The organism is Burkholderia sp. Ed8 (assembly GCF_040761425.1).
GTDB classification, from domain to species: domain Bacteria; phylum Pseudomonadota; class Gammaproteobacteria; order Burkholderiales; family Burkholderiaceae; genus Burkholderia; species Burkholderia seminalis.
The window spans coordinates 882,836-905,524 of sequence record NZ_CP142885.1 but is presented as its reverse complement, the minus strand read 5'-3'; the positions used below and the strand labels follow the sequence as shown (position 1 = coordinate 905,524).

Annotated in this window: 20 protein-coding genes; 9 read left to right on the top strand and 11 right to left on the bottom strand. The window is 69.5% G+C overall.

The annotated features are described in order from the left end of the window. Positions 1-57: 57 nt before the first annotated feature. Together VXM69_RS04280 and VXM69_RS04275 are read left to right on the top strand one after the other, a co-directional pair. Positions 58-1,029: an ornithine cyclodeaminase family protein gene (locus tag VXM69_RS04280; protein WP_034188352.1), complete on the top strand. Its 972-nt coding sequence runs from the start codon at positions 58-60 to the stop codon at positions 1,027-1,029. A 23-nt stretch (positions 1,030-1,052) separates the two neighbouring features. Further along, on the top strand, positions 1,053-1,775 hold the full coding sequence (locus VXM69_RS04275) for an HAD family hydrolase (RefSeq protein ID WP_034188353.1): 723 nt from the start codon (positions 1,053-1,055) through the stop codon (positions 1,773-1,775). 36 nt (positions 1,776-1,811) lie between these two features. On the opposite strand, the gene VXM69_RS04270 is transcribed toward VXM69_RS04275, so the two are convergent. Then, complete coding sequence (locus tag VXM69_RS04270; RefSeq protein WP_034188354.1) at positions 1,812-2,429, bottom strand: glutathione S-transferase family protein; 618 nt, start codon at positions 2,427-2,429, stop codon at positions 1,812-1,814. Positions 2,430-2,519: 90 nt separating this feature from the next. Beyond that, on the bottom strand, positions 2,520-2,888 hold the full coding sequence (locus VXM69_RS04265; protein WP_034188355.1) for a hypothetical protein: 369 nt from the start codon (positions 2,886-2,888) through the stop codon (positions 2,520-2,522). 81 nt (positions 2,889-2,969) lie between these two features. Between VXM69_RS04265 and VXM69_RS04260 the strand changes: the two genes are divergently transcribed. Beyond that, complete coding sequence (locus VXM69_RS04260) at positions 2,970-3,437, top strand: MarR family winged helix-turn-helix transcriptional regulator (protein WP_034188356.1); 468 nt, start codon at positions 2,970-2,972, stop codon at positions 3,435-3,437. Between the two features lie 30 nt (positions 3,438-3,467). Here the strand turns inward: VXM69_RS04260 and VXM69_RS04255 are convergent, their stop codons facing one another. After that, positions 3,468-4,049, bottom strand: coding sequence for a TetR/AcrR family transcriptional regulator (locus VXM69_RS04255; RefSeq protein ID WP_226251963.1), 582 nt, complete (start codon positions 4,047-4,049; stop codon positions 3,468-3,470). 130 nt (positions 4,050-4,179) lie between these two features. Between VXM69_RS04255 and VXM69_RS04250 the strand changes: the two genes are divergently transcribed. The 3 genes from VXM69_RS04250 to VXM69_RS04240 all read left to right on the top strand — a co-directional run bounded on the left by VXM69_RS04250 (position 4,180) and on the right by VXM69_RS04240 (position 6,393). Then, complete coding sequence (locus VXM69_RS04250) at positions 4,180-5,235, top strand: saccharopine dehydrogenase NADP-binding domain-containing protein (protein ID WP_034188358.1); 1,056 nt, start codon at positions 4,180-4,182, stop codon at positions 5,233-5,235. Then, a complete protein-coding gene (locus tag VXM69_RS04245) occupies positions 5,222-5,983 on the top strand; it encodes an isocitrate lyase/phosphoenolpyruvate mutase family protein (protein WP_367189048.1) in 762 nt (253 codons plus the stop codon). The genes VXM69_RS04250 and VXM69_RS04245 overlap by 14 nt, the downstream gene beginning before the upstream one ends. 104 nt (positions 5,984-6,087) lie before the next feature. Further along, positions 6,088-6,393: a hypothetical protein gene (locus VXM69_RS04240; protein WP_367189047.1), complete on the top strand. Its 306-nt coding sequence runs from the start codon at positions 6,088-6,090 to the stop codon at positions 6,391-6,393. Here VXM69_RS04240 and VXM69_RS04235 read toward each other — a convergent pair. After that, positions 6,327-7,226, bottom strand: a complete 900-nt coding sequence (locus VXM69_RS04235; protein ID WP_069245831.1) for a LysR family transcriptional regulator — start codon at positions 7,224-7,226, stop codon at positions 6,327-6,329. The two genes, VXM69_RS04240 and VXM69_RS04235, sit on opposite strands and share 67 nt — an antisense overlap. 101 nt (positions 7,227-7,327) lie before the next feature. On the opposite strand from VXM69_RS04235, the gene VXM69_RS04230 reads away from it, so the two are divergent. Next, positions 7,328-8,206: an aldo/keto reductase family oxidoreductase gene (locus VXM69_RS04230; protein ID WP_367189046.1), complete on the top strand. Its 879-nt coding sequence runs from the start codon at positions 7,328-7,330 to the stop codon at positions 8,204-8,206. 49 nt (positions 8,207-8,255) lie between these two features. Here VXM69_RS04230 and VXM69_RS04225 read toward each other — a convergent pair whose 3' ends face one another. Next, positions 8,256-9,458 (bottom strand): MFS transporter, encoded by a 1,203-nt coding sequence (locus VXM69_RS04225; protein WP_034188362.1) that lies wholly within the window; start codon positions 9,456-9,458, stop codon positions 8,256-8,258. A gap of 70 nt (positions 9,459-9,528) precedes the next feature. Here VXM69_RS04225 and VXM69_RS04220 point away from each other — a divergent pair, with 70 nt between their 5' ends. Continuing rightward, the gene (locus VXM69_RS04220) at positions 9,529-10,578 is read left to right on the top strand and encodes an AraC family transcriptional regulator (RefSeq protein ID WP_367189045.1); all 1,050 of its coding nucleotides are present in this window, start codon (positions 9,529-9,531) and stop codon (positions 10,576-10,578) included. 59 nt (positions 10,579-10,637) lie between these two features. Here the strand turns inward: VXM69_RS04220 and VXM69_RS04215 are convergent, their stop codons facing one another. After that, on the bottom strand, positions 10,638-10,808 hold the full coding sequence (locus VXM69_RS04215; protein ID WP_167361897.1) for a hypothetical protein: 171 nt from the start codon (positions 10,806-10,808) through the stop codon (positions 10,638-10,640). 69 nt (positions 10,809-10,877) lie between these two features. Beyond that, positions 10,878-12,803, bottom strand: a complete 1,926-nt coding sequence (locus tag VXM69_RS04210) for a DUF3857 domain-containing transglutaminase family protein (RefSeq protein WP_367189044.1) — start codon at positions 12,801-12,803, stop codon at positions 10,878-10,880. A 420-nt stretch (positions 12,804-13,223) separates the two neighbouring features. Here VXM69_RS04210 and VXM69_RS04205 point away from each other — a divergent pair, with 420 nt between their 5' ends. Then, positions 13,224-14,087 (top strand): crotonase/enoyl-CoA hydratase family protein, encoded by an 864-nt coding sequence (locus VXM69_RS04205; protein WP_034188365.1) that lies wholly within the window; start codon positions 13,224-13,226, stop codon positions 14,085-14,087. Positions 14,088-14,135: 48 nt separating this feature from the next. Here the strand turns inward: VXM69_RS04205 and pdeR are convergent, their stop codons facing one another. The 4 genes from pdeR to VXM69_RS04185 all read right to left on the bottom strand — a co-directional run bounded on the left by pdeR (position 14,136) and on the right by VXM69_RS04185 (position 22,620). Further along, a complete protein-coding gene (gene pdeR, locus VXM69_RS04200) occupies positions 14,136-16,139 on the bottom strand; it encodes a cyclic di-GMP phosphodiesterase (protein WP_034188366.1) in 2,004 nt (667 codons plus the stop codon). Between the two features lie 559 nt (positions 16,140-16,698). Further along, positions 16,699-20,343 (bottom strand): hydantoinase B/oxoprolinase family protein, encoded by a 3,645-nt coding sequence (locus VXM69_RS04195; RefSeq protein WP_367189043.1) that lies wholly within the window; start codon positions 20,341-20,343, stop codon positions 16,699-16,701. A 120-nt stretch (positions 20,344-20,463) separates the two neighbouring features. Beyond that, complete coding sequence (locus VXM69_RS04190) at positions 20,464-21,762, bottom strand: MFS transporter (protein WP_034188368.1); 1,299 nt, start codon at positions 21,760-21,762, stop codon at positions 20,464-20,466. A gap of 84 nt (positions 21,763-21,846) precedes the next feature. Next, positions 21,847-22,620, bottom strand: coding sequence for a putative hydro-lyase (locus tag VXM69_RS04185; RefSeq protein ID WP_034188369.1), 774 nt, complete (start codon positions 22,618-22,620; stop codon positions 21,847-21,849). Positions 22,621-22,689 lie beyond the last annotated feature (69 nt).

Sequence of the window (22,689 nt, the reverse complement as noted above, 5' to 3'; positions counted from 1 at the left end):
ATCTGGACAAACTTTAAACCTTTCCGCCTCACGCTACGCCGCAAAGGCGTACCCGACATGCCGACAGACGCCCGACTCCTTCTTCTCGACCGCGACGCCGTCGAACCCGCCCTTCGGGCCGAACAGGTGATGGCGGCGGTCCGCGAAGCCTTCGTGCTGCACAGCCAGCGGGCCGGGCGCGTGTTTCCGGTGGTGCGCGAGAAGCTGCATACCGGCGGCGTGTTCGGTATCAAGTCGGGCGACGTCGCGGGCCAGGACCTGCTCGGTTTCAAGGCGGCCGGGTTCTGGCCCGGCAACCGGCGCGCCGGCGGCGAGCCGCATCAGGCCACCGTCGCGCTGTTCGATCCGGCCACGGGCCGCCCGCTGTGCATCCTGGACGGCAACGCGATCACCACCGCGCGAACCGGCGCCGCCGGCGGCCTCGGGCTGCAACAGCTGGCCCGCCGCGACAGCACGCGGATCTGCGTGTTCGGCACGGGCGTGCAGGCGCGCGTGCAGCTCGACTATGCACTCAGGCTGCTGCCGCAACGGTGCACGGTGCGGTACGTGAACGTCGGCGGCGAGCCGGACCCGGCGTTCGAATCGGCCTTCCTGACGCGCTGCACGATCGGCGTCGCGCGCGAGCGGAACGACGCGGTAGCCGACAGCGACGTGGTGATCACGGCCACGCCCGGCGGCGGCGCATTGTTCGACGCGGATGCGGTGCAACCGGGCACCCATCTGACCTGCGTGGGCACCGATACCGCGGGCAAGCGCGAACTCCCGGCCGGCGTGCTGGAACGCGCGCGCATTTTCGTCGACGATCACGATCAGGCGCGCGGCATCGGCGAGTGCCAGTGGGCGCCCGATTTGCCGCGCACCGAAATCGGTGACATCCTCGCCGGTGCGGCGTCGGTCGACCGTGCCGCGCACGACATCACCGTGTTCGACATGACGGGGCTCGCGCTTCAGGATCTGACCGTCGCGCGCTTCCTGTATCGGCACGCCATCGACAACGGCGCCGGAACCTCCGTTCCGTGGCCGTGGTAAGCCACCCTTATCGCTCGACCGCCATGCGTCTCGCCAAAGTGTCCGCCCTCTCGTTCGATCTCGACGACACCCTGTGGCCGTTCGGGCCGTCGGTCGTCCGAGCCGAGGCGATGCTGCGCGCGTGGCTGATCGAACACGCGCCCAATACGGCGAGCGTGCTGCCCACGCAACAGGCATTGAGCGAACTCCGTGAGGAATACGAACGGCTGCGCCCGGACCTCGCCGGCGACTTTCGCGCGATGCGAATCGGCTCGATCCGGCTGGCGCTGGCGCGCGCGAACGAAGACGTCGCGCTGACCGACGCCGCGTACGACGTGTTCTATGCCGCCCGGAATCGCGTCGAATTCTACGACGACGCGTGGCCCGCGCTGACGTGGCTGAGCGCGCGCTTTCCGTTGATTGCCGTGACCAACGGCAACGCGGATCTCCGGCTGACCGGCGGCGGCGAATTCTTCCGCACGACGCTCAGCGCGCGGGCATTCGGCTTCGCGAAGCCGGAACCCGAGATCTTCCACGCGGCGGCGGACGCACTCGACGTGCGTCCGGCCGAACTGCTGCATGTCGGCGACGATTTCCACCTCGACGTCGTCGGCGCACTGAACGCGGGGCTTCAGGCCGCCTGGGTCGTGCGCGATCCTCGTCCGGAAGAAGACCACACGCCGCGGCAGGCCGCGACGCCGCACCTCACGCTGCGCGACCTGTCGATGCTGTGCCGCGCGCTCGGCGGCCCCGACGACGGGTCGTGACCGCCGCCGGGCGCGGCGCATGCCCGCCTCGTGGCGTCATGCGGCCTTGCGTGCGTCCGCGATCCGCTGCGGCGCCTTCGGCCGTGCGTACAGCCGGTCGAGATACGCGCGCAACTGCGGGAACGGTTCGATCAGTCGGCATTCGCTCGCCCAGTCGATCAGGTAGACCGTCACGCAATCGGCCACCGTCAGCGCATCGCCGACGATGAATTCGCGCCCCTCGAGATGCTTGTCGAGGAGCGCGGCCATCGTCGTGAAATCCTCGCGCGCCAGCGCGATATCGGCCGGCGAGCGCTTCTCCGGCGGATAGAGGAACGAATGCCGCGTGATCCGCCACAGCGGCTGCTCGAGCTCCGTCACCGCGAACATGACCCACCGGTAGGCCTCCGCGCGCAGCGCCGGATCCGCCGGCAGCAGCCCTTTTTCCGGATACTTGTCCGCGAGATACAGCACGATCGCGGCCGACTCGGGAATCACGAGGTCGCCGTCCACCAGCACGGGCACCTTGCCGGCCGGGTTGAGGCGCAGGAAGTCGGGCCGCTTGTGCTCGCCCTGGAGCAGATTGACCGACACGAATTCGAAATCCGCATCGAGTTCCTTCAGCCCCCATAACGCACGCTGCGAGCGCGTGCCGGCAAATCCGTAAAGCTTCATCGCCAGTCTCCATCCAGAATGTCGGGAATCAGTCCGCAGGGCGGCCAGCGCGCATCGACGCGACGCGCGGCACCCGGCAGGACGGGTCGCTCACGCACCGGGAATCGCCAGCACGGGCATCACGTCGACCGACACGCCCGGGAACAGCGTGAAATGCGGATGGCCCTCGAACATCGCGGCCGCCGCGTCGTGCGACGCCGCGCGCACGACGGTAAACCCGCTCAGCGCGTTGGCGGCGTCCTTGATGCCGGTCGCGTCGATGGTCTTGGTCTTGCCGAGCGGCCCGCCCATCTCGACGATCGCATCGCGATGCCGGTCGACCCACGCATGCCATGCGGCAATGCCGTCCCGCTCGCGCGTGCGCCGCTCCGCCTCCGACAGCGCCACCCACGCCTTCATGGCCGGGCTATCCTTCGTTCCGAGAAATACGGCGAGATACAACTGCTGTTGCGCACTCATGCCTGCTCCTCCGATGACGGACGCGGCGGGCTGCCGCCCCTTGACCTTGACACAATAGGTTGATATCAACATAATTGCAACATGGCACGAAAAGAAACGCTTCCTTTCGAAACGACGCTGATGGTGCGCGATTGCTGCCTGTGCCTGCACATGCAGCGCGCGGCGCGCAATCTCGCGCGCATCTTCGACGATGTGCTGCGCCCGCTCGATCTCACCAACGGCCAGTTTTCGCTGCTGATGTCGCTGAACCGGCCGCAACCGGCCCCGATGAAATCGGTCGCGTCGCTGCTCGCGATGGACCGCACCACGCTCACGGCCGCGCTCAAGCCGCTCGAGCGGCGCGGCCTCGTCACGATCGCGCAGGATCCGGACGACCGCCGCAGCCGCCTGCTCGAACTGACGCCGGCCGGCCGCGACCTGCTGGCCGAAGCGTTCCCGTTGTGGCAGCAAACGCATGCCGAGATCGAGCAGCCTTTCGCGCCGGGCGACGTCGATCGGTTGCGCGGCCAGTTGCGCATGCTGTCGGTCGATCCGTCGACACCCGGCTGAACCGGCGCGCGAACCCGGTGGCGGGCGCGCTTACTTCCTGCCCTTCTTCGGCAACAGCAGTTGCGCGAATTCCTGCAGGAACCGCGCGGCCCCGTACGCGTGCAGCGCCCGACCGCTGCTCAGCGCGCCGTCGATGACCGTCGCGAGCCGCAGCGCGAAGGTTTCCGGGTCGTCGACCCGCAGCGCGCCCGCCAGCTCCGTCAACCGGCGCCGCAGTTCCTGCTTGTGCGCGACCGCGACCTTGCGGGCCGGATGACTGTCGTCCGCGTATTCCGCGGCGATGTTGATCTGCGGGCAGCCGCGATAGCCGGGCCGCTCGATGCGCTCGCCCAGCCATTGAAGCTGCGCGTCCAGCTCTTCGCGCGGCGTGCGCTTGTAGCGCTGCGCCACCGCATCCCAATGCGCCCAGAAATCGGCGTCCTCGCGCAACAGGAACGCCTTGATCAGGTCGTCCTTCGTCGCGAAATGACGATACAGGCTCGTCTTCGCGACGCCCGCCTGCGCGACGATCAGGTCCACGCCGACCGCGCGCGTGCCTTCCCGGTAGAACAGCGCGCTGGCCGTCTGCAGAATGCGTTCGCGCGTATCGGGCACGCTCCCGTGTGCATCCATGTCCTTTTTCATCGAAGCCCGGCCGTCCTGGCCGCCGTTACCGCAACAGGGGCTCCGATCATAGCACCGTGATCTTGACGACGCTACAGGTCTGTACTATAAAACAGACCGTTCTGTATCGGATTGGGTCATGGACGATCGAATGACGGTTGCAGTCTATGGCGCCGCCGGTCACACCGGGCGGTTCGTGGTGGCCGAGCTGGCCCGGCGCGGCCTTCGCGCGCTCCGCGTCGGCCGCGACGCCGCGCGGCTTGCCGAAGACGGCGCCGATGCGGCGCCGGCGCGCGTCGCCGCGATCGACGATGCGGCCGCGCTCGACGCCGCGTTGCGCGGCGCGGATGCCCTGATCAACTGCGCGGGCCCCTACCTCGATACCGCGCTGCCGCTGGCCGAGGCGGCGCTGCGCGCCGGCATCCCCTATCTCGACCTGACGGCCGAACAGCCGTCGGTGCTGGCGCTGACCGAACACGTCGACGCCCGCGCGCGGGCCGCGAACCTGACCGTCGTGCCGGCCGCCGCGTTCTACGGCGGCCTGGCCGACCTGCTCGTCACGGCGGTCGCCGACCGCGATCGGCCGATCGACCGCGTCGACATCGCGACCGGGCTCGACCGCTGGCACCCGACGCGCGGCACGCGCGTGACGGGCGAACGCAATCGCGCGGTGAGGCTCGTGCAGCAAGGCGGAAAGCCGACGCCGGTGCCATCGGCCGCACGCGAGCGCGTGTGGCCGTTTCCGCCGCCGATCGGTACTGTCGACGTGACGCTGCTGCCGTTTTCGGAAGTCATGACACTGGCGCGTCATCTGCGTATCGATACGATCGATTCCTGGCTCGCGACGCGCGCGCTGCGCGACGTGCGCGATGCCGCCACGCCGCCGCCCGCGCCGGCCGACGCACTGGGCCGCTCGGCCCAGCAATTCGCGATGGACGCGATCGTCGCGCAGGGCGGCACGACGCATCGCGCGATCGCGTCGGGCCGCGACATCTACGCGGTCAGCGCGCCGATCATCGTCGAGGCGGCCGTGCGCCTGGTCACCGGCAAGACGCGGGTGTCAGGCGGCGTGCGCAGCCTCGGCGAACTGTTCGACGCGCGCGATTTCCTCGCGGCGCTCGATACCGTGGCAGTATCGTTCGGCACGACGACCGATCCGGTTTTCACCAGGAGGAGCAAGCATGGGCAGCAATGAGAAAGGCGCGACGTTCCGGTCGCTACACCGCGCGGGCCAGCCGCTGGCGCTGTTCAACGTGTGGGATGCCGGCAGCGCGCGCACGGCGGCCGACGCGGGCGCCGTCGCGCTGGCGACCGGCAGCTGGTCGGTCGCGGCGGCGAACGGCTTCACCGACGGCGAGCAGATGCCGCGCGCGCTGATGATGGAGGTGCTCGAACGGATCACGCGCGCGACGAGCCTGCCCGTCACCGTCGATCTCGAAAGCGGATACGGCGAGCGGCCGGAGGATGTCGGCGACACGATCACGCTGAGCATCCAGGCCGGCGCGATCGGCTGCAATCTCGAAGACAGTATTCCCGCGACGGGCGCACTGCGCGACGTCGACGAAGCGGCAGCCCGTCTCGCGGCGGCACGGCAGGCGGCCGATCGCGCGGGCGCGGATTACTTCATCAACGCGCGCACCGACGTGTTCTTCACGGCCGCGGCCGAGGCGCACGACGAACGCCTGCTCGAGGCAACGCTGGCGCGCGCTCGTGCCTACGCGGCGGCCGGTGCCGACGGCCTGTTCGTGCCGGGTCTTCGCTCGCCGGCGCTCATCCGCGCGCTGACGGCCGCATCGCCGCTGCCCGTGAACGTGATGCGCGTGTCGGAAGCGCCGACGCTCGCGGAACTCGCCGACTACGGCGTGGCGCGCATCAGCCACGGGCCGTATCCGTACCTGCAGGCCATGAAGACGCTCGCGTCGATGATCAAGGAAAGCCGCTAGCGGATGCGCGGGACGGTCGCGCACGGCGTGCGCACCGCCTACGCTGCGGGTGGTGCCGCGCAGCCATTCGGGCGATCGTGATGGGCCGCCACCGGGACGTGCCGATGACCAACGATGCGGCACCGGGCTGTTTCGGCTGTGGCATCGACATGGCTCCGCGCGAAGGGCCACGCAACCTGCCGCATCCGAGGTTCGCTCGGCTCGGCATGCAGCCGTTCGTCGCCGACCGGGGCGTCGTGTCGCGCAGCCTGCTGCGGCGCGTGCATCGTGAATCGGTCGGCCGCGCGATCGACGACGCAGCCCGGCAGTTGCTCGACGCACGCGCGGATGCACCGGGCAATACTCAGGATGCCTTGATGAAATCGATGAACGCGCGCAGTGCCGGCGGCACGAGCCGCCGCCCCGGGTAGTACAGGAAAGGCCCCGGGAACGGCCGCCACCACGGTTCGAGCACCCGTTCGAGCGCGCCGCTGTCGAAATGCGGGCGCACCCACTCTTCGAACAGATGCAGGATGCCCGTACCGGCGAGCGCCGCATCGACCAGCAACTCCGACGCGCCGCCGATCTGGACCAGCAGCGGCCCGGCGGCCGGCTCGACCCGCACGACTTCGCCGTCGCGCTCGAACTCCCACGGCAGCATCGCGCCGCTCGCGAAGCGCCCGCGCAGGCACTTGTGGTCGAGCAGGTCGCGCGGATGCCGCGGCCGGCCGTGCCGGTCGAGATAACCGGGCGCCGCCGCGGTCGCGAACCGCTGGACGCGCGGCCCGATCGGCACCGCGATCATGTCCTGCTCGAGCCGTTCGTCGTAGCGGATGCCCGCGTCGCAGCCGGCCGCCAGCACGTCGACGAAACTCTCGTCGGCGATCACTTCCAGCCGGATATCCGGGTACGCGTCGAGAAAGCGCGGCACGATCGCGGGCAACACGAGCCGCGATGCGCTGACCGGCACGTTGAGCTTCAGCGTGCCGGCCGGTCGGTCGCGGAATTCGTCGATATCGTCCAGCGCCGCCGCCACTTCGGTCAGCGCGGGCCCGAGGCGCGCGAGCAGGCGCTCGCCGGCTTCGGTGGGCACGACGCTGCGCGTCGTGCGATGCAGCAGCCGCACGCCGAGCCGCGCTTCCAGCCGGCGCACGGCCTCGCTCAGCCCCGATGCGCTGAGGCCCGTCATGCGTGCGGCGTCGCGGAATCCGCCGGCGCGTGCCACGGCCATGAACGCGTTCAGATCGCCCAGATCGGTTTGCATTGTTCGCCTTTTCGTACAGCCCGTACGGATTATGACGGCTTATCGCGCAGACGACTCGTCCCTATGCTGGGCGCATTCATCTCATCGACAGGAGTACGGTCATGCCCGACATTCACCCCACCGCCACCTTCAGGCTCGGCGATCGCCACGTCAAACGCATCGGCTACGGCGCGATGCAGCTCGCGGGGCCCGGGGTATTCGGCCCGCCGAAGGATCGCGACGCGGCATTGAAGGTCTTGCGCGAAGCCGTCGAATCCGGCGTCGATCATCTCGACACCAGCGATTTCTACGGCCCGCACGTGACCAACCAGTTGATCCGCGAAGCACTGCATCCGTATCGCGACGATCTCGTGATCGTCACCAAGATCGGCGCGCGACGCGGCGACGACGCGTCGTGGCTGCCCGCGTTCGCACCCGACGAACTGGAACGGGCCGTGCACGACAACCTGCGCAACCTGGGGCTCGACGTGCTCGACGTCGTCAACCTGCGCATCATGTTCGACCCGCACGGGCCGGCCGAGGGATCGATCGAAGCGCCGCTCGCCACGCTCGCCGAACTGCAGCGGCGCGGGCTCGTGCGGCACATCGGCCTGAGCAACGTCACGCCCGCGCAGGTCGCGCAGGGCCGGCGCCTCTGCGACATCGTCTGCGTGCAGAACCACTACAACATCGCGCATCGCGGCGACGATGCGCTGATCGACTCGCTTGCCCGCGACGGCATCGCTTACGTGCCGTACTTTCCGCTCGGCGGCTTCTCGCCGCTGCAGTCGTCGACGCTGTCCGGCGTGGCGGCCCGTACCGGCGCGACGCCGATGCAGGTCGCGCTGGCGTGGCTGCTGCGCCGCGCGCCGAATCTCCTGCTGATTCCCGGCACGTCGTCGGTCGCGCATCTGCGCGAGAACATCGCGGCAGCCGACCTCGATCTGCCGGCGGACGCGCTCGCGGCGCTCGACCGCATCGCGGGTGCCGGCGCCGCCTGACGCGTGGACGATCGCCGGGCGGCCCGTGCCGCGCGCGCCGCCCGGCCGCTCAGGACGCGACCACGCCGACGCGCTTCGGCACGCCGGTCACGATCGTCGCGACCGCGACCGCCAGCACGACGGCCGCGCCGACGAACACGCCGGCCGCGCCGTTCGCATCGAACACGACGCCGCCGACCGCCGCGCCCGTCGCGATCGCCAGCTGGATCGCCGCGACGATCAGCCCGCCCGCGCTCTCCGCTTCATCGGGCACGGTGCGCGTGACCCACGTCGACCACGCGACCGGCACGCCGCCGAACGCCATCCCCCACAACGCGACGAGCACCGCGTCGATCACCGGCGCGCGGCCGAGCACGACGAGCGCGATGCCCAGCACGACCATCAACGCGGGCATGCCGATCAGCATCGGCCGCAGCCGGTGTTCGAGCACGCGGCCGGCCAGCGACGTGCCGACGAAGTTCGCGATGCCGTAGCCGAGCAGGATCGCCGACAGCCCGTTCACGCCGACACCGGCCACCTGCTCGAGGAACGGCCGCAGGTACGTGAAGAACGCGAAATGCCCGGTGAACACGAGGATCGTCGCGAACATCCCGAGGCCGACGGTCGGCCGGCGCAGCACGTCGATCAGCGTGCGCAGCCGCGTCGTGCCGCTCGGCGGCATCGACGGCAGCGTGAGGAGTTGCGACACGAACGCGACGCCGCCGAGCACGGCCGCGATCAGGAACACGTTGCGCCAGCCGATCAGGTGGCCGAAGTAGCTGCCCATCGGCGCGGACGCGATCGTCGCGACCGCCACGCCGCTGAAGATGATCGACAGCGCGCGCGGCACCATCGACGTCGGCACGAGCCGCATCGCGGTGGCCGTCGCCATCGTCCAGAAACCGCCGAGCGCGATGCCGAGCACGACGCGGCCGATCAGCAGCATCGTCAGGTTGGGCGCGAACGCGACCGCCAGGTTCGACGCGACGAGCAGCACCGAGAACACGAGCAGCACGCGCCGCCGGTCGATCGTGCGCGTCAGTGCCGAGATCAGCAGGCTCGTGACGAGCGCGACCGTCGCGGTGGCCGTGACGGCCTGCCCGGCCACGCCTTCGGTCACGCCGAGGCTGTCGGCCATCGGCGTCAGCAGGCTCGCGGGCAGGAATTCGGCCGTGACGAGCCCGAACACGCCGAGCGCCATCGCGAATACCGCGCCCCAGGCCGGTTCGCGGGGGGCCGCCGTCGAGGCGGCCGAGGAGATTCCGGGATTCATGCGTGGTTCCGTGTCGGTTAGGGAAAGTACTGATGAGGGCGTATCGTAAGGAACCACGCCAGGACGGTCTATGACATACAATCCGTGCTTATTGATCGAACGTCCGAATCTCGCTATGTCCGAGCCCCTTCTGCCCCCGATTCCCGACACGCACGACCTCGTCAGCGAGCTGCTGCTGGGGATGCGCCTGAGCGGCGTGCAGTACCGCCGCATCCAGGTCGCGCGGCCGTTCGGGCTGAACTTCGGCCATGCGCCGGGCCGCGCGCAGTTCCATTTCGTCGTGCGCGGGCCCGTGCTGCTGCGCGACGCGTCGGGCGCCACGATGCGGCTCGAGGGCGGCGACGCGATCCTGCTGCCGCATGGCGGCATGCACGCGCTGGTATCCGATCCCGATGTGCCGTGCCGCGAGATCAACGGCTTCGAGGTCGCGACGCTCTGCGATACGGTGGCGTCGGTGGCGTCGGCCGGCGTGTCGCCCGCGACCTGCGCGACGACGGAACCGGGCGCCGGCGATGCGCTGATCTTCAGCGCGTGCATGGAGCTCGATCTCGGCGGCATGCAGCCGCTGGTCGGCACGATGCCCGAGTTCATGCACGTCGGCACGCTGCTCGCGCGCTACCCGGAAATCCGCCCGATGCTCGATGCGATGGAGCGCGAAGCATGCACGGCGCGCGCGGGCTTCGCGGGCATCCTCGCGCGGCTCGCGGATGTGGTCGCGGCGTTCATCGTGCGCGGCTGGGTCGAGTGCGGCTGCGGCGACGCAACGGGCTGGGTGCAGGCGCTGCGCGAGCCGAAGCTCGGTCGCGCGATCGTCGCGCTGCATCGCGAGCCGGGCCGCAACTGGAGCGTCGCGGAGCTCGCGACCGAAGCGGGCGTGTCGCGCTCGGTGTTCGCCGAGCGGTTTCTCGCGGCGACCGGGATGACGCCCGTGCGCTACCTGACCGAGTTGCGGATGCGGCTCGCCGCGCAGTGGATCGCGCGCGACCGCGAGACGATCGAAGCCGTCGCGTACCGGCTCGGCTACGGTTCGCTGGCCGCGTTCAGCCGCGCGTTCAAGCGCGTGGTGGGCAAGCCGCCGGGCGCGGTGCGCGCGGAGAGCGATCTCGGTGTCGAAGCGTAACGCCTGACGCGCGGCGCCATGCATTGTCGCCTGGCGTCAGGTTGGCGTCACTTCGGCGTTCAGCCGCCGCTGCGCGCGTCGAGCCTGTCGACCAGCGCCGTCGCGCATTGCACGGCAAGCGCCGCGCACTGCTGCGCATTCACCGTTGCACCGGTCGCGATCGTGCCCTGCACGATCCGGCCCAGCAAATCCTTCGAGAGCTCGGCGATCTCGTGATCCCGTTCCGTCATGATGTCCTCCCGCACGCTGGCCGGTTGCGGCCATTCGCCCGTGCGTAGCGAACGTCGTGCCCGCGCCGCTCAACGCGGCTTCGCCCGCACGACGATCTGCGCCTGCGTGTCGCGTTCGATGCGTTCGAGCGCCCCACGCAGCGCCGCGAATTCGTCCGGCGTGCACACCTGACGACCGAAATCCGCCTTCATCCGCCGCGTGACCTGGACGATGCGCGCGGCCGCATCGAACACGTAATGCGACGTGAACGCGACGAAGCGGTCGTGCACGTCCGCATCCGTCGGCAGGTCGGTGACGACGACATCCGCCGGCAGTGCAATCTGCCCGGTCTCGTCGAACGTGCCGCCGACGCAGCCCCACGGCTGCGTACGCACGGGTTCGGCCAGCCAGTTCTCGACCTGCGTCGCGATGCCGCCCGTGAGGCTCGACAGCGCGGGCAACGCGGTCGTGCCGTCGGGCCACACGAAATGATCGAGCGTGCCGGTGACCGTCACGTCGAACGGCCCCTCGGTCACGCGCCGGTCGCCGGTCGACAGTTGCGCGCGGCCGCGCAGGCCGCTTTGCCTCAGACGCTCGGTCGCCAGCGCGTCGATGCGATCGTGCGGCGCCCGGCGAAACAGGTTCCGCTCGAGTTCGGCCGTCCAGCCGCTGTCCTCGACGTATGCATTGAAACGCGCGGCGCCCGGTTGCGCGGCGTCGATCCCGACCCGCGCGATGCGGCCGCGCGGCTGCGTGGCCGGCGTGCGCGACAGCACACCGGTGTCGACGAGCAGCGCGGGACGATCCATCACGATCGGCGGCAGGTAGCCGAACGCGATGCCGGCCGTCGTCGTGTCCGCATAGAGCGCGAGGTCGGGCAGCCACGTGATCGCATGATTGATCGCGCCGCCGCCGTAACCGGGTACCGACGGCAGCGTGTAGACGGCGCCGAGATTGATCAGCACCGGCTCGCTGCGAATGCCGACCGCCGCGAGCAGCGCGCCGAACAGCGCGACATGATCCTTGCAGTCGCCGTAGCGGTTGCGCAGGATGTCCGTCACGCGATGCGGCGCGGCGGCCGTTTCGCCGAGAAACAGCCCGACATAGCGCACGTTCGCCTGCACCCAGTCGTACAGGATGCGCGCCTTGTCGCGCGGATCGGCGGCCTCCGCGGTGAGCGCGCGCGCCAGTTGCACGACGGTCGGATCGCCCGCGCTCGGGTCGACGGCCGCGTTGCGGTAGCGGGCGGCGAAGGCCGCGTAGTCGGGCAGCGTCGACACGACGAGCCGGTCGCCGTAGGTCGGATAGCCGACCGCGCCGCTCTCGATGCGGTCGTACGGGCCGTGCCGGTAATCGAATTCATAACGCGTGCGGCCGTTCGCCGTGACCGGCGGCAGCGCGACGTAGCCGCGCGCGTCCGCATGCAGCGGCATGTCGGCCGGCACGTCGAAGATCAGCCGCTGGCTGTCGACGGGCTCGCGCGACGGCTCGACGTAGTAGCCGAAGTAGCCGGGATTGACGGGTTTCGTGCGCGTCTTGCGGAACGCCACGCGCGTGCTCGATCCGGCTTCGACGCCGGGGAACACGACGGTGCGCAACAACCCGTCCTGGAACGTCGGCGCGCCGGCCGAGCGCGGCTCCTGCACGTCGCGGATGCCGTCCGCGCCGACCGGATGCGCGACGCCGTCGCGATCGATCGTCTCGGCCGCGAGCAGATCGACCTGCTCGAGATGCTTGTCGAACCACACGTAGCGCTGCGCGACCGCGTCGATGCCGTTCGCATTGTTCGCGCGCAGTATCGAATCGTCGTGCTCGTCGAGCGAGCCGTCGTGCTGGATCACGAATTCGTGGACGTCGCTGACGAGCGTGACGGGGGCTTCGTCTTCCGCGCCGGACGACTCGCGCGAGTCGTGCGAGTCGTGCGAGTCGTGCGTGCCGGCCGCGGCGATTCCCGCGCCGAGCGCAACGGCGCAGGCGAACAGACAGCCGGCCCATCGGGAAGCAAAACGTGCCACGTCGCGACTCTCCGCGCGTTCGTTACCGGGCGTCAGGACTGCGCGCCCACGCGACAGGTCGTACCCGCATGACACGCGCATGACGGACCACCCGCCCGATGGCCGTCGTGCGATCCAGTGTGGGTGACGTGCCGGCGAGCGTCAAGCCGTGCGGCCCATCGCCGTCTTCCGACTTTCCGCGCGTATCGGCGCCGTCCGGCACGCCGGCCGTCGCCTCCCGATCCCGATCCGTTCGCCCGCCCTATCCGTCCGAACGCCATCGATGCCCGCGTCCCGGTCGTGCGTTGTTCCCCGCAGTTCGTCTTTTGTGCGCGCGCAACAATGGCGATGCCTCGCGCCCGGCGCCCGGCGGGCAACCCGATTCCCCGCGTGGCGCCGGGCGCGATGGTCTTCAAGAACCACATCTCACGAGGACATACCATGCAACTCCAATCCCATCCGGCGTGCCGCCCGTTTTACGAAGCCGGCGAACTGTCGCAACTGACCGCCTTCTACGAAGAAGGCCGTAACGTCATGTGGATGATGCTGCGATCGGAGCCGCGGCCGTGCTTCAACCAACAACTCGTTACCGACATCATCCATCTCGCGCGCGTCGCACGCGACTCGGGCCTCACGTTCGACTTCTGGGTGACGGGCTCGCTCGTCCCCGAGCTGTTCAACGTCGGCGGCGACCTGAGCTTCTTCGTCGACGCGATCCGCAGCGGCCGGCGTGACCAGCTGATGGCCTACGCGCGCTCGTGCATCGACGGCGTGTACGAGATCTACACGGGCTTCGGCACCGGCGCGATCTCGATCGCGATGGTCGAGGGCAGCGCGCTCGGCGGCGGCTTCGAGGCCGCGCTCGCGCACCACTACGTGCTCGCGCAGAAGGGTGTGAAGCTCGGGTTTCCCGAGATCGCGTTCAACCTGTTCCCGGGCATGGGCGGCTATTCGCTCGTCGCGCGCAAGGCGAACCGCGGCCTCGCGGAATCGCTGATCGCGACCGGCGAGGCGCATGCGGCCGAGTGGTACGAGGATCGCGGGCTGATCGACCAGACGTTCGACGCCGGCGACGCGTATCTCGCGACGCGCACCTTCATCGACGTGACGAAACCGAAGCTGAACGGCGTGCGCGCGATGCTGCGCGCCCGCGAGCGCGTGTTCCAGCTGTCGCGCTCGGAGCTGATGGACATCACGGAAGCGTGGGTGCATGCGGCGTTCACGATCGAGCCGAAGGACCTCGCGTACATGGAACGCCTGGTGATGCTGCAGAACCGCCGCGTGTCGAAGCTGCGCACGGTGTAATGGAACCGGCGCCGCCGGTACGCGGCGGCGCCTGGGCGGGCACGAGGCTCAGGCGATCAGCCTGAGCTTCCGCGTCTCCGCGAGCCACGCCTCGAACGCCTGCGCCGGCATCGGCCGCGCGTAGTAGTAGCCCTGCGCGTGATCGACGTCGAGCTGCTTGAGGAAATCGGCTTCCGCATGCGTTTCGACGCCTTCGGCGATCACCGCGAAATTCAGCGCCTTCGCGAGCGACACGACCGAGCGCACCAGTGCCTGCGAGCGCGGGTTGCGGTCGATGCCCGTGATGAAGGTGCGATCAAGCTTGATCGCATCGAGCGGCAGGCGCGACAGCTGCGACAGCGACGAATAGCCGGTGCCGAAATCGTCGAGATGGATCTCCGCGCCGAGCTGGCGGAACTGCCGCATCAGCCCGATCGCGGAATCCTCGTCCTCGATGAAGCAGCTTTCGGTCAGCTCGATGTCGAGCAGGCCGGGCTTCAGCCCCGCGCCGTCGAGAATCGACGCGAACTGGTGCACGATGTTCATGTCCTGCAACTGCCGCGCGGACACGTTCACCGCGATCCGGATGCCGAGCCCCTTCGCCTTCCATGCGGCGGCCTGTGCGGCCGCGGTGCGCATCACCCAGCGCCCGAGCGGCGCGATCAGCCCCGACTCCTCCGCGAAACGAATGAACTCGATCGGCGCGACGAGCCCGCGATCGGGCGACTGCCAGCGGATCAGCGCCTCGACGCCGTGCACGTCGCCCGTCGCGATATCGACGACCGGCTGGTAATGCAGCACGAACTGCTCTTCCTCGAGCGCCTTGCGCAGGTTCGTGTCGAGCCACATGTACTTCGCGACCTTCTGGTTCATCTCCAGCGAGAACACGCGGTACGTGTGCTTGCCTTCCTCCTTCGCGACGTACATCGCGGTGTCGGCGCTGCGGATCAGCGTCTCGAGCGAATCGCCATGCTGCGGATGCATCGCGATGCCGATCGAGCAGCTCGTGTAGACCTCCATCAGCCCGAGGTGGATCGGCGTGCGCAGCCGTTCGAGGATGATCTGCGCGGTCGCCTCGAGCAGCGGCCGCGTGCCGTGCTCGAACAGCACGAGGAACTCGTCGCCGCCGAGCCGGGCGAGCGTCGCGCCGGACGGCAGGCAGCCGCTGATGATCGACGACACGTCCTGCAGCAGGCGGTCGCCGGTGATGTGACCGTAGTGATCGTTGACGCGCTTGAAGTTGTCGAGGTCAAGGAACAGGATCCCGACCTGGCCGCGCGTGTCGGGGCTCTCCGCGTCGATCGCCGCACGGATCCGCTCGCTGATCGCATGGCGGTTCGGCAGCCCGGTGAGCACGTCGGTGTTCGCCAGCTCGGTGAGCCGCTGCTGCGCGTTGCGCTCCTCGGTGATGTCGATGCCCGAGCAGATCAGGAACTGCTCGTCGATGCCGCTGCCGCTCTGCACGAACTTGTTGCGGAACTGGAACAGGCGCGGCCCGTTGACCGTGTTGATGTAGCGCTCGACCGCGTACGACTGGTTGCTCGCGAAAAAGCCGGTGATGTTGGTGCGCGACTGCGCGCCCTGCTCGGGGCTCATGAACAGCTCGAACGCGCTGCGGCCGATCACGTCGACCTCGCGCTTGCCCGTTACTTCCTCGCACAGCCGGTTGAAGCGCTGCACCATCCCGTTGCGATCGAGGATCACGACGAGCGAATTGACTTCGGACACGACCTGCTCGGCGAAGGCGAGCCCGTGCGACAGATCGTCGGCGACGGATGCGGTATCGGAATAGGCGGACGCCGTGCCGGCCCAGTCGGTCGTGTTGACCTTCCTGCCGACCAGATGGAGGCTGACCGGATTGCCGAACAGCGCGATGTCGAGCACGAGATGCGACGTGACGCCGGTCAGCGCGCGCACGCGCGCGGCCTGCTCGACCGTCAGCGCAACCGCCACGTTGGTCAGGCCGCGCACGGCGGCCAGCTCGAGCGCGTTGCTGTCGCTGCCGAGACGCCAGCAGGGGCTGCGCGTACCGACATGCGCCTCGAGCACCGCGCTATCGTTTTCGTCATCCATGGACACGCCCCGATCCAGAAAAAACGCACAGTGTAGACGGAGGCGAGCGGGCCGACCGCCCTGCCCGGGCCGCGCCGAGCGCGTTCCGGCAGGTCAGCCGTGATTGCCGTGACAGCGGGCCTCGTCCCGTACTTGTTTCCAGCTACTGCGACCGGCGTTCGCGCGTGACGCGCGCAGGTTTTGCCAAACGAATGATGAGAGCCATCTTATCAAATGACGATGAGGATTGGCACTCACATTTAGAGCAGAGTGTCAAGGAATCGGGACTCGATTGGCAAGCCGGATTTTTCATGATTTGCGGCCGGCGAAAGACCCAGTGCGGCACGGCGAAACGGCGTGGCGGAATCGGCTGAATGCCTTGCTGGTCATGGGTTTGCGGTCGACGCGGAGCGATCGCGGCATGGCACTGGCGGCACCGCTCAGACAGGGTCGGATCGCATGCCGGCGCACCGGATTTCGGCCATTTTTGATTCCGTTTGTGCGTGAATTCGTTGTTTTATTCCACAGTCCGTTGCAATGATTTCAGCCCGGCGCGGCCGCCCGCGCCGGGTCGCACGAATCAGCCCGCCGCGCCGTACCCGCCGCCGCCCGGCGTTTCGACCACGAATACGTCGCCCGGCGCCATCTGCGCGCGGCCGATATGGTCGAGCGCCTCGACCGTGCCGTCCGCCCGCTCGATCGTATTGCGGCCGAGCGCGCCGGCTTCGCCGCCCGCCGCACCGAACGGCGCGTGGATCCGGTTGTTCGACAGGATCGACGCGGTCATCGGCTCGAGGAAGCGGATCCGCCGCACCGCGCCGTCGCCGCCGCGCCAGCGGCCGCCGCCGCCCGACCCGGCGCGGATCCGGTGCGAGTCGAGCCGCACCGGGTAGCGCCATTCGAGCACCTCCGGATCGGTCAGCCGCGAGTTCGTCATGTGCGTCTGCACCGCGCCGACGCCCGCGAAACCGTTGCCTGCGCCGCTGCCGCCCGCGATCGTCTCGTAGTACTGGTAGCGATCGTTGCCGAATGTGAAGTTATTCATCGTTCCCTGGCTCGACGCGACGCAGCCGAGTGCGCCGTACAGCGCGTTGGTGATCGCCGACGACGTCTCGACGTTGCCCGACACGACGGCCGCCGGATACTCGGGGTTCAGCATCGAGCGGGCCGGCACGATCACCGTCAGCGGCTTCAGGCAGCCGGCGTTCAACGGGATGTCGTCGCCGACCAGCGTGCGGAACACGTACAGCACGGCGGCCATGCAGACGGCCTTCGGCGCGTTGAAGTTGTTGTCGAGCTGCGCGGACGTGCCGGTGAAATCGATCTCGGCGCGCCGCGCCGCGCGGTCGACGCGGATCGCGACGCGAATCTCCGCGCCGTTGTCGAGCGGATAGCGGTACGCGCCGTCCTGCAACGCGCCGATCACGCGCCGCACCGCTTCTTCCGCGTTGTCCTGCACGTGCCCCATGAACGCGAGCACGACGTCGCGGCCGAACTGCGCGACCATCCGGCGCAATTCGTCGACGCCCTTCTGGTTCGCGGCGATCTGCGCACGCAGGTCGGCCATGTTCTGCTCGACGTTGCGCGCCGGGTACCGGCCCGATGCGAGCAGCGCGCGCGTGTCCGCATCGCGCAGCACGCCGGCCGACACGAGCTGCCAGTTGTCGATCAGCACGCCCTCCTCGTCGATGTGCGTCGAATCGGGCGGCATCGAGCCGGGCGTCGTGCCGCCGATGTCCGCGTGGTGGCCGCGCGAGCCGACGTAGAACAGCGGCGCGTCCGAGCCGTCGGCGAATACCGGCGTGATGACCGTCACGTCCGGCAGGTGCGTGCCGCCGTGATACGGGTCGTTCAGCATGTAGACGTCGCCGTCGCGCATCCGGCCGCGGTTGCGCTCGATCACCGTGCGGATGCTCTCGCCCATCGAGCCGAGGTGCACGGGCATGTGCGGCGCGTTCGCGATCAGGTTGCCGTCGCCGTCGAAGATCGCGCACGAGAAGTCGAGCCGCTCCTTGATGTTGACCGAGTACGCGGTGTTCTGCAGCCGCAGCCCCATCTGCTCGGCGATCGACATGAACAGGTTGTTGAAGATCTCGAGCCGCACCGGATCGGCGTCGGTGCCGAGCGAGCGGCGCGTCGGCAGCGGCGTCGTGCGCGTCAGCACGAGGTTGCCCTGCGTGGTCATCTCGGCGCGCCAGCCGGGTTCGACGACGGTCGTGCCGTTCTGCTCCGCGACGATCGCCGGGCCGTCGATCGCGTCGCCGGCCAGCAGCGTGTCGCGCACGTAGAGCGCCGCGTCGTGCCACTGGCCGCCGGAATGGAAGCGCACCGCGCAATCGGCGCGCGGCGCGGTGCCGTCGCCCGCCCCGCGCGGCGCGAGCGGCGCGATGTCGACCGGCGCGTCCGAGCGGCCGATCGCCTCGACCGACGCCAGTTCGGCGACGAGCGGCGTGCCGGGCATCAGGAACGCGTAGCGCTGCCGGTACGCGGCCTCGAACGCCTGCTGCATCGCGTCGACGCTGCCGGCCGGCACGTCGAGCGCCGAATCGGTGCCCTGGTAGCGCAGGTGCACGCGCCGCTCGGTCGCGATCCGCTCCGGCGCGACGCCCTGTTCGAGCAGCGCGCCGACGGCCTCGTCGGCCAGCCGGTCGAGCGCCGCGTTCAACGCGGGCAGCGATGCGTCGGACAGCACGGCCTCGACCGCGCGCTCGCGCATCGCGGTCTGGTCGGCCAGGCCCATCCCGTACGCGGACAGCACGCCCGCGAGCGGATGCGCGAACACCTGCGTCATCCCGAGCGCGTCGGCCACGCCGCACGCGTGCTGGCCGCCCGCGCCGCCGAACGTCGTCAGCACGTAGCGCGACACGTCGTGGCCGCGCTGCACCGAGATCTTCTTGATCGCGTTCGCCATGCTGCCGATCGCGATCTCCAGGAAGCCTTCGGCCAGCGCCTCGGGCGTCTCGCGCCGCCCCGTCGCCGCATGGATCTCGTCGGCGAGCGCCGCGAATTTCGCGACCACGCCGTCGCGGTCGAGCGGTTCGTCCGCGTGCGGGCCGAACACGCGCGGGAAGTAATCGGGCTGGATCTTGCCGAGCATCACGTTGCAGTCGGTGACCGTCAGCGGGCCGCCGCGCCGGTACGCGGCCGGCCCCGGGTTCGCGCCTGCCGATTCGGGCCCGACGCGCAGCCGTGCGCCGTCGAAGCCGAGCACCGACCCGCCGCCGGCCGCGACCGTATGGATGCTCATCATCGGCGCGCGCATGCGCACGCCGGCCACCTGCGTCTCGAACTCGCGCTCGAACTCGCCGTTGTAGTGCGACACGTCGGTCGACGTGCCGCCCATGTCGAAGCCGATCACCTGGCCGAAGCCGGCCGCGCGCGCCGCGCGCACCATCCCGACGATGCCGCCGGCCGGCCCCGACAGGATCGCGTCCTTGCCCTGGAACGCGTCGGCGCGCGTCAGGCCGCCGCTGCTCTGCATGAACTGCAGGTTCACGCCCGGCATCTCGTGCGCGACCTGCTCGACGTAGCGGCGCAGGATCGGCGACAGGTACGCGTCGACGACGGTCGTGTCGCCGCGCGACACCATCTTCATCAGCGGCGACACCTCGTGCGACACCGACACCTGCGTGAAGCCGATGCGGCGCGCCAGCTCGGCCAGCGCGCGTTCGTGCGCGGTGTAGCGGTAGCCGTGGATCAGCACGATCGCGAGCGCCCGCACGCCGCTGTCGAACACGCGGCGCAGCGACGCTTCGGTACCCTGAACGTCGAGCGGCACGACGACGTCGCCATGCGCGCCGACGCGCTCGTCGATCTCGACGACGGTCTCGTACAGCGCGTCCGGCAGCACGATGTCGAGATCGAACAGGCGCGGCCGGTTCTGGTACGCGATGCGCAGCACGTCGCGAAAGCCCTGCGTCGTCGCGAGCGCGGTGCGTTCGCCCTTGCGTTCGAGCAGCGCGTTGGTCGCGACCGTCGTGCCCATCTTCACCATGTCGACGCGCGCGGGCGTGATCGGCTCGCCGGCCGCGAGGCCGAGCAGGTGGCGGATGCCGGCCACGGCCGCGTCGCGGTACTGCTCGGGGTTCTCCGACAGCAGCTTGTGCGTGACGAGCGTGCCGTCGGGCCGGCGCGCGACGATGTCGGTGAAGGTGCCGCCGCGGTCGATCCAGAATTGCCAGCGCGCGGCGTCGGAGGGAACGGAGGAAAGGTGTCGGTCAGTCATGATGTCGGGTCGAGGCGTCGTTGAATCGAGGGACGAGCGCCGCCGCACGGCGCGCGTCGCACGCCGTGTCACGGTCTCGATGAAAGGGGAAGCAGGACGAAGGGCGGGCCGCCCGTCCGCTTACGCGGCGTCGAGTTCGCGGCCGCGGGTCTCGGGCAGCGTCAGCGCGGCGACGATCACCACGCCGTACGCGGCGACCGCGAAGATGCCGATGCTCGTGCCGAGCCCGTACTGCTTCGACAGCGCACCGATCAGGAACGGGAACAGCGCACCGATCGCGCGGCCCACGTTGTAGCAGAAGCCCTGGCCGGAACCGCGCACGCGGGTCGGGAACAGCTCGGTGAGGAACGCGCCCATCCCCGAGAAGATGCCCGATGCGAAGAAGCCGAGCGGGAAGCCGAGCCACAGCATCGACGCGTTGGTCAGGTTCAGCGACGTGTACGCGAATGCGATCACCATCGAGCCGACCGCGAACAGGATGAAGTTCGGCTTGCGGCCGAGGCGGTCGGTCAGGTACGCGCTCGTCAGGTAGCCGACCCACGAACCGAAGATGATCATCGCGAGATAGCCGCCGGTGCCCATCACCGTGAGGTGACGCTCGGTCTTCAGGAAGGTCGGCAGCCACGTCGTGATCGCGTAGTAGCCGCCCTGCGCGCCGGTCGTCAGCAGCGCCGCGCGCAGCGTCGTCGTGATCAGCTTCGGCGCGAAGATCTCGGTCAGGCGCGGCGCGTCGGCCACCTGTGCCTGCGCGGCCTTCTCCTTCTCGTAGACGTCCGGCTCCTTCACGTAGCGGCGGATCGCGACGACCAGCAGCGCGGGCGCGAGCCCGACGAGGAACAGCGCGCGCCACGCCTGCTCGGCCGGCAGCACCGAGAACAGCAGCGCATACAGCAGCGCGCACAGCCCCCAGCCGATCGCCCAGCCCGACTGCACGAGCCCGACCGCCTTGCCGCGGTCGCGCGCGCGGATCACTTCGCCGATCAGCACCGCGCCGGCCGTCCATTCGCCGCCGAAGCCGAAGCCCATCAGCGCACGCGCCGCGAGCAGCTGGTGGTAGTTCTGCGCGAGCCCGCACAGCGCGGTGAACACCGCGAACCACAGCACCGTGAGCTGCAGCGTGCGCACGCGTCCGATCCGGTCGGACAGGATGCCGGCGATCCAGCCGCCCGCCGCCGACGCGAGCAGCGTGACCGTGCCGATGAAGCCGGCGTCCGCGAGCGAGATGCCCCACGTCGCGACGAGCGTCGGAATCACGAACGACAGCATCTGCGTATCCATCCCGTCGAGCATGTAGCCGACCTTGCAGCTCCAGAATGCGCGGCGCTCGCGCGACTGTGCGTCCGCGTACCACGAGAACAGGCCGCTGCGCGCTCGGCTCGCGGGCTCCGCGGCGGGTGCCGCGAGGGTCTTGCTTTCCATGGTGGTGCTCCTGTCGTTATGCGCGTTCGAATGGCGATCGGGCGTGCGGGGTATCGGGCTTGGGCCGTCCATCGGCCCCTGAATTCAGAAAACGGCCAGCGATGCGTTCGTGATGTCGGTCATCAGCATGTGGCCGGGCGTATGCGCGATCGCGATCGGCAGCTTCGCGTCCATCAGCGCGGTTTGCGGCGTCACGCCGCATGCCCAGAACACCGGCAGTTCGTCGTCGCGGATCGTCACCGCGTCGCCGAATTCGGGGGCGTCCAGATCGGCGATGCCGAGCGCACGCGGGTGGCCGATATGGATCGGCGCGCCGTGCACGCCCGGGAACCGGCTCGTGATCTGCACCGCGCGGATCGCGTCGGCGCCGCGCATCGGCCGCATCGACACGACCAGCTGGCCGCCGAAGATGCCCGCGCGGCGGTTCGCGATCGACGTGCGGTACATCGGCACGTTGCGCCCCTCCTCGACGTGGCGCAGGCCGATGCCCTCGCGGGCGAGCATGTCCTCGAACGAGAACGAGCAGCCGATCGCGAACACGACGAAATCGTCGCGCCACAGCGCTTCCAGCGACTCGACGCGCTCGGTCAGGCGGCCGTCGCGGTAGACGTTGTAGCTCGGCACGTCGGTGCGGATGTCGAGATCCTCGCCGAGCGCGTCGATCCGGAACGCGCCCGGTTCGCCGACGCCAAGCAGCGGGCAGGCTTTCGGATTCGCCTGACAAAAGCGCAGGAAATCGTGCGCGTACGCGTCGGGCAGGATCGCGAGGTTCGCTTGCGCGAACGGGCCGCAATGGCCGGCGGTCGGGCCGCGGAATGCGCCGCTGCGCACGGACTGGCGGAATTCGGAAGGCGTCATGAGGTTCTGTCGAGGATCGGGTTGTCGTCGGGATGACGGTGATGTGTCATCGGTTACGGCGAAGAATAG

Coding starts and splice junctions, on each gene's coding strand:
- VXM69_RS04235 (WP_069245831.1), bottom strand. CDS start 7,226: ATGCAAACCGATCTGGGCGATCTGAACGCGTTCATGGCCGTGGCACGC.
- VXM69_RS04270 (WP_034188354.1), bottom strand. CDS start 2,429: ATGAAGCTTTACGGATTTGCCGGCACGCGCTCGCAGCGTGCGTTATGG.
- VXM69_RS04225 (WP_034188362.1), bottom strand. CDS start 9,458: ATGAATCCCGGAATCTCCTCGGCCGCCTCGACGGCGGCCCCCCGCGAA.
- VXM69_RS04205 (WP_034188365.1), top strand. CDS start 13,224: ATGCAACTCCAATCCCATCCGGCGTGCCGCCCGTTTTACGAAGCCGGC.
- VXM69_RS04250 (WP_034188358.1), top strand. CDS start 4,180: ATGGACGATCGAATGACGGTTGCAGTCTATGGCGCCGCCGGTCACACC.
- VXM69_RS04280 (WP_034188352.1), top strand. CDS start 58: ATGCCGACAGACGCCCGACTCCTTCTTCTCGACCGCGACGCCGTCGAA.
- VXM69_RS04245 (WP_367189048.1), top strand. CDS start 5,222: ATGGGCAGCAATGAGAAAGGCGCGACGTTCCGGTCGCTACACCGCGCG.
- pdeR (WP_034188366.1), bottom strand. CDS start 16,139: ATGGATGACGAAAACGATAGCGCGGTGCTCGAGGCGCATGTCGGTACG.
- VXM69_RS04195 (WP_367189043.1), bottom strand. CDS start 20,343: ATGACTGACCGACACCTTTCCTCCGTTCCCTCCGACGCCGCGCGCTGG.
- VXM69_RS04230 (WP_367189046.1), top strand. CDS start 7,328: ATGCCCGACATTCACCCCACCGCCACCTTCAGGCTCGGCGATCGCCAC.
- VXM69_RS04265 (WP_034188355.1), bottom strand. CDS start 2,888: ATGAGTGCGCAACAGCAGTTGTATCTCGCCGTATTTCTCGGAACGAAG.
- VXM69_RS04215 (WP_167361897.1), bottom strand. CDS start 10,808: ATGACGGAACGGGATCACGAGATCGCCGAGCTCTCGAAGGATTTGCTG.
- VXM69_RS04185 (WP_034188369.1), bottom strand. CDS start 22,620: ATGACGCCTTCCGAATTCCGCCAGTCCGTGCGCAGCGGCGCATTCCGC.
- VXM69_RS04190 (WP_034188368.1), bottom strand. CDS start 21,762: ATGGAAAGCAAGACCCTCGCGGCACCCGCCGCGGAGCCCGCGAGCCGA.
- VXM69_RS04220 (WP_367189045.1), top strand. CDS start 9,529: ATGACATACAATCCGTGCTTATTGATCGAACGTCCGAATCTCGCTATG.
- VXM69_RS04260 (WP_034188356.1), top strand. CDS start 2,970: ATGGCACGAAAAGAAACGCTTCCTTTCGAAACGACGCTGATGGTGCGC.
- VXM69_RS04255 (WP_226251963.1), bottom strand. CDS start 4,049: ATGGATGCACACGGGAGCGTGCCCGATACGCGCGAACGCATTCTGCAG.
- VXM69_RS04240 (WP_367189047.1), top strand. CDS start 6,088: ATGACCAACGATGCGGCACCGGGCTGTTTCGGCTGTGGCATCGACATG.
- VXM69_RS04275 (WP_034188353.1), top strand. CDS start 1,053: ATGCGTCTCGCCAAAGTGTCCGCCCTCTCGTTCGATCTCGACGACACC.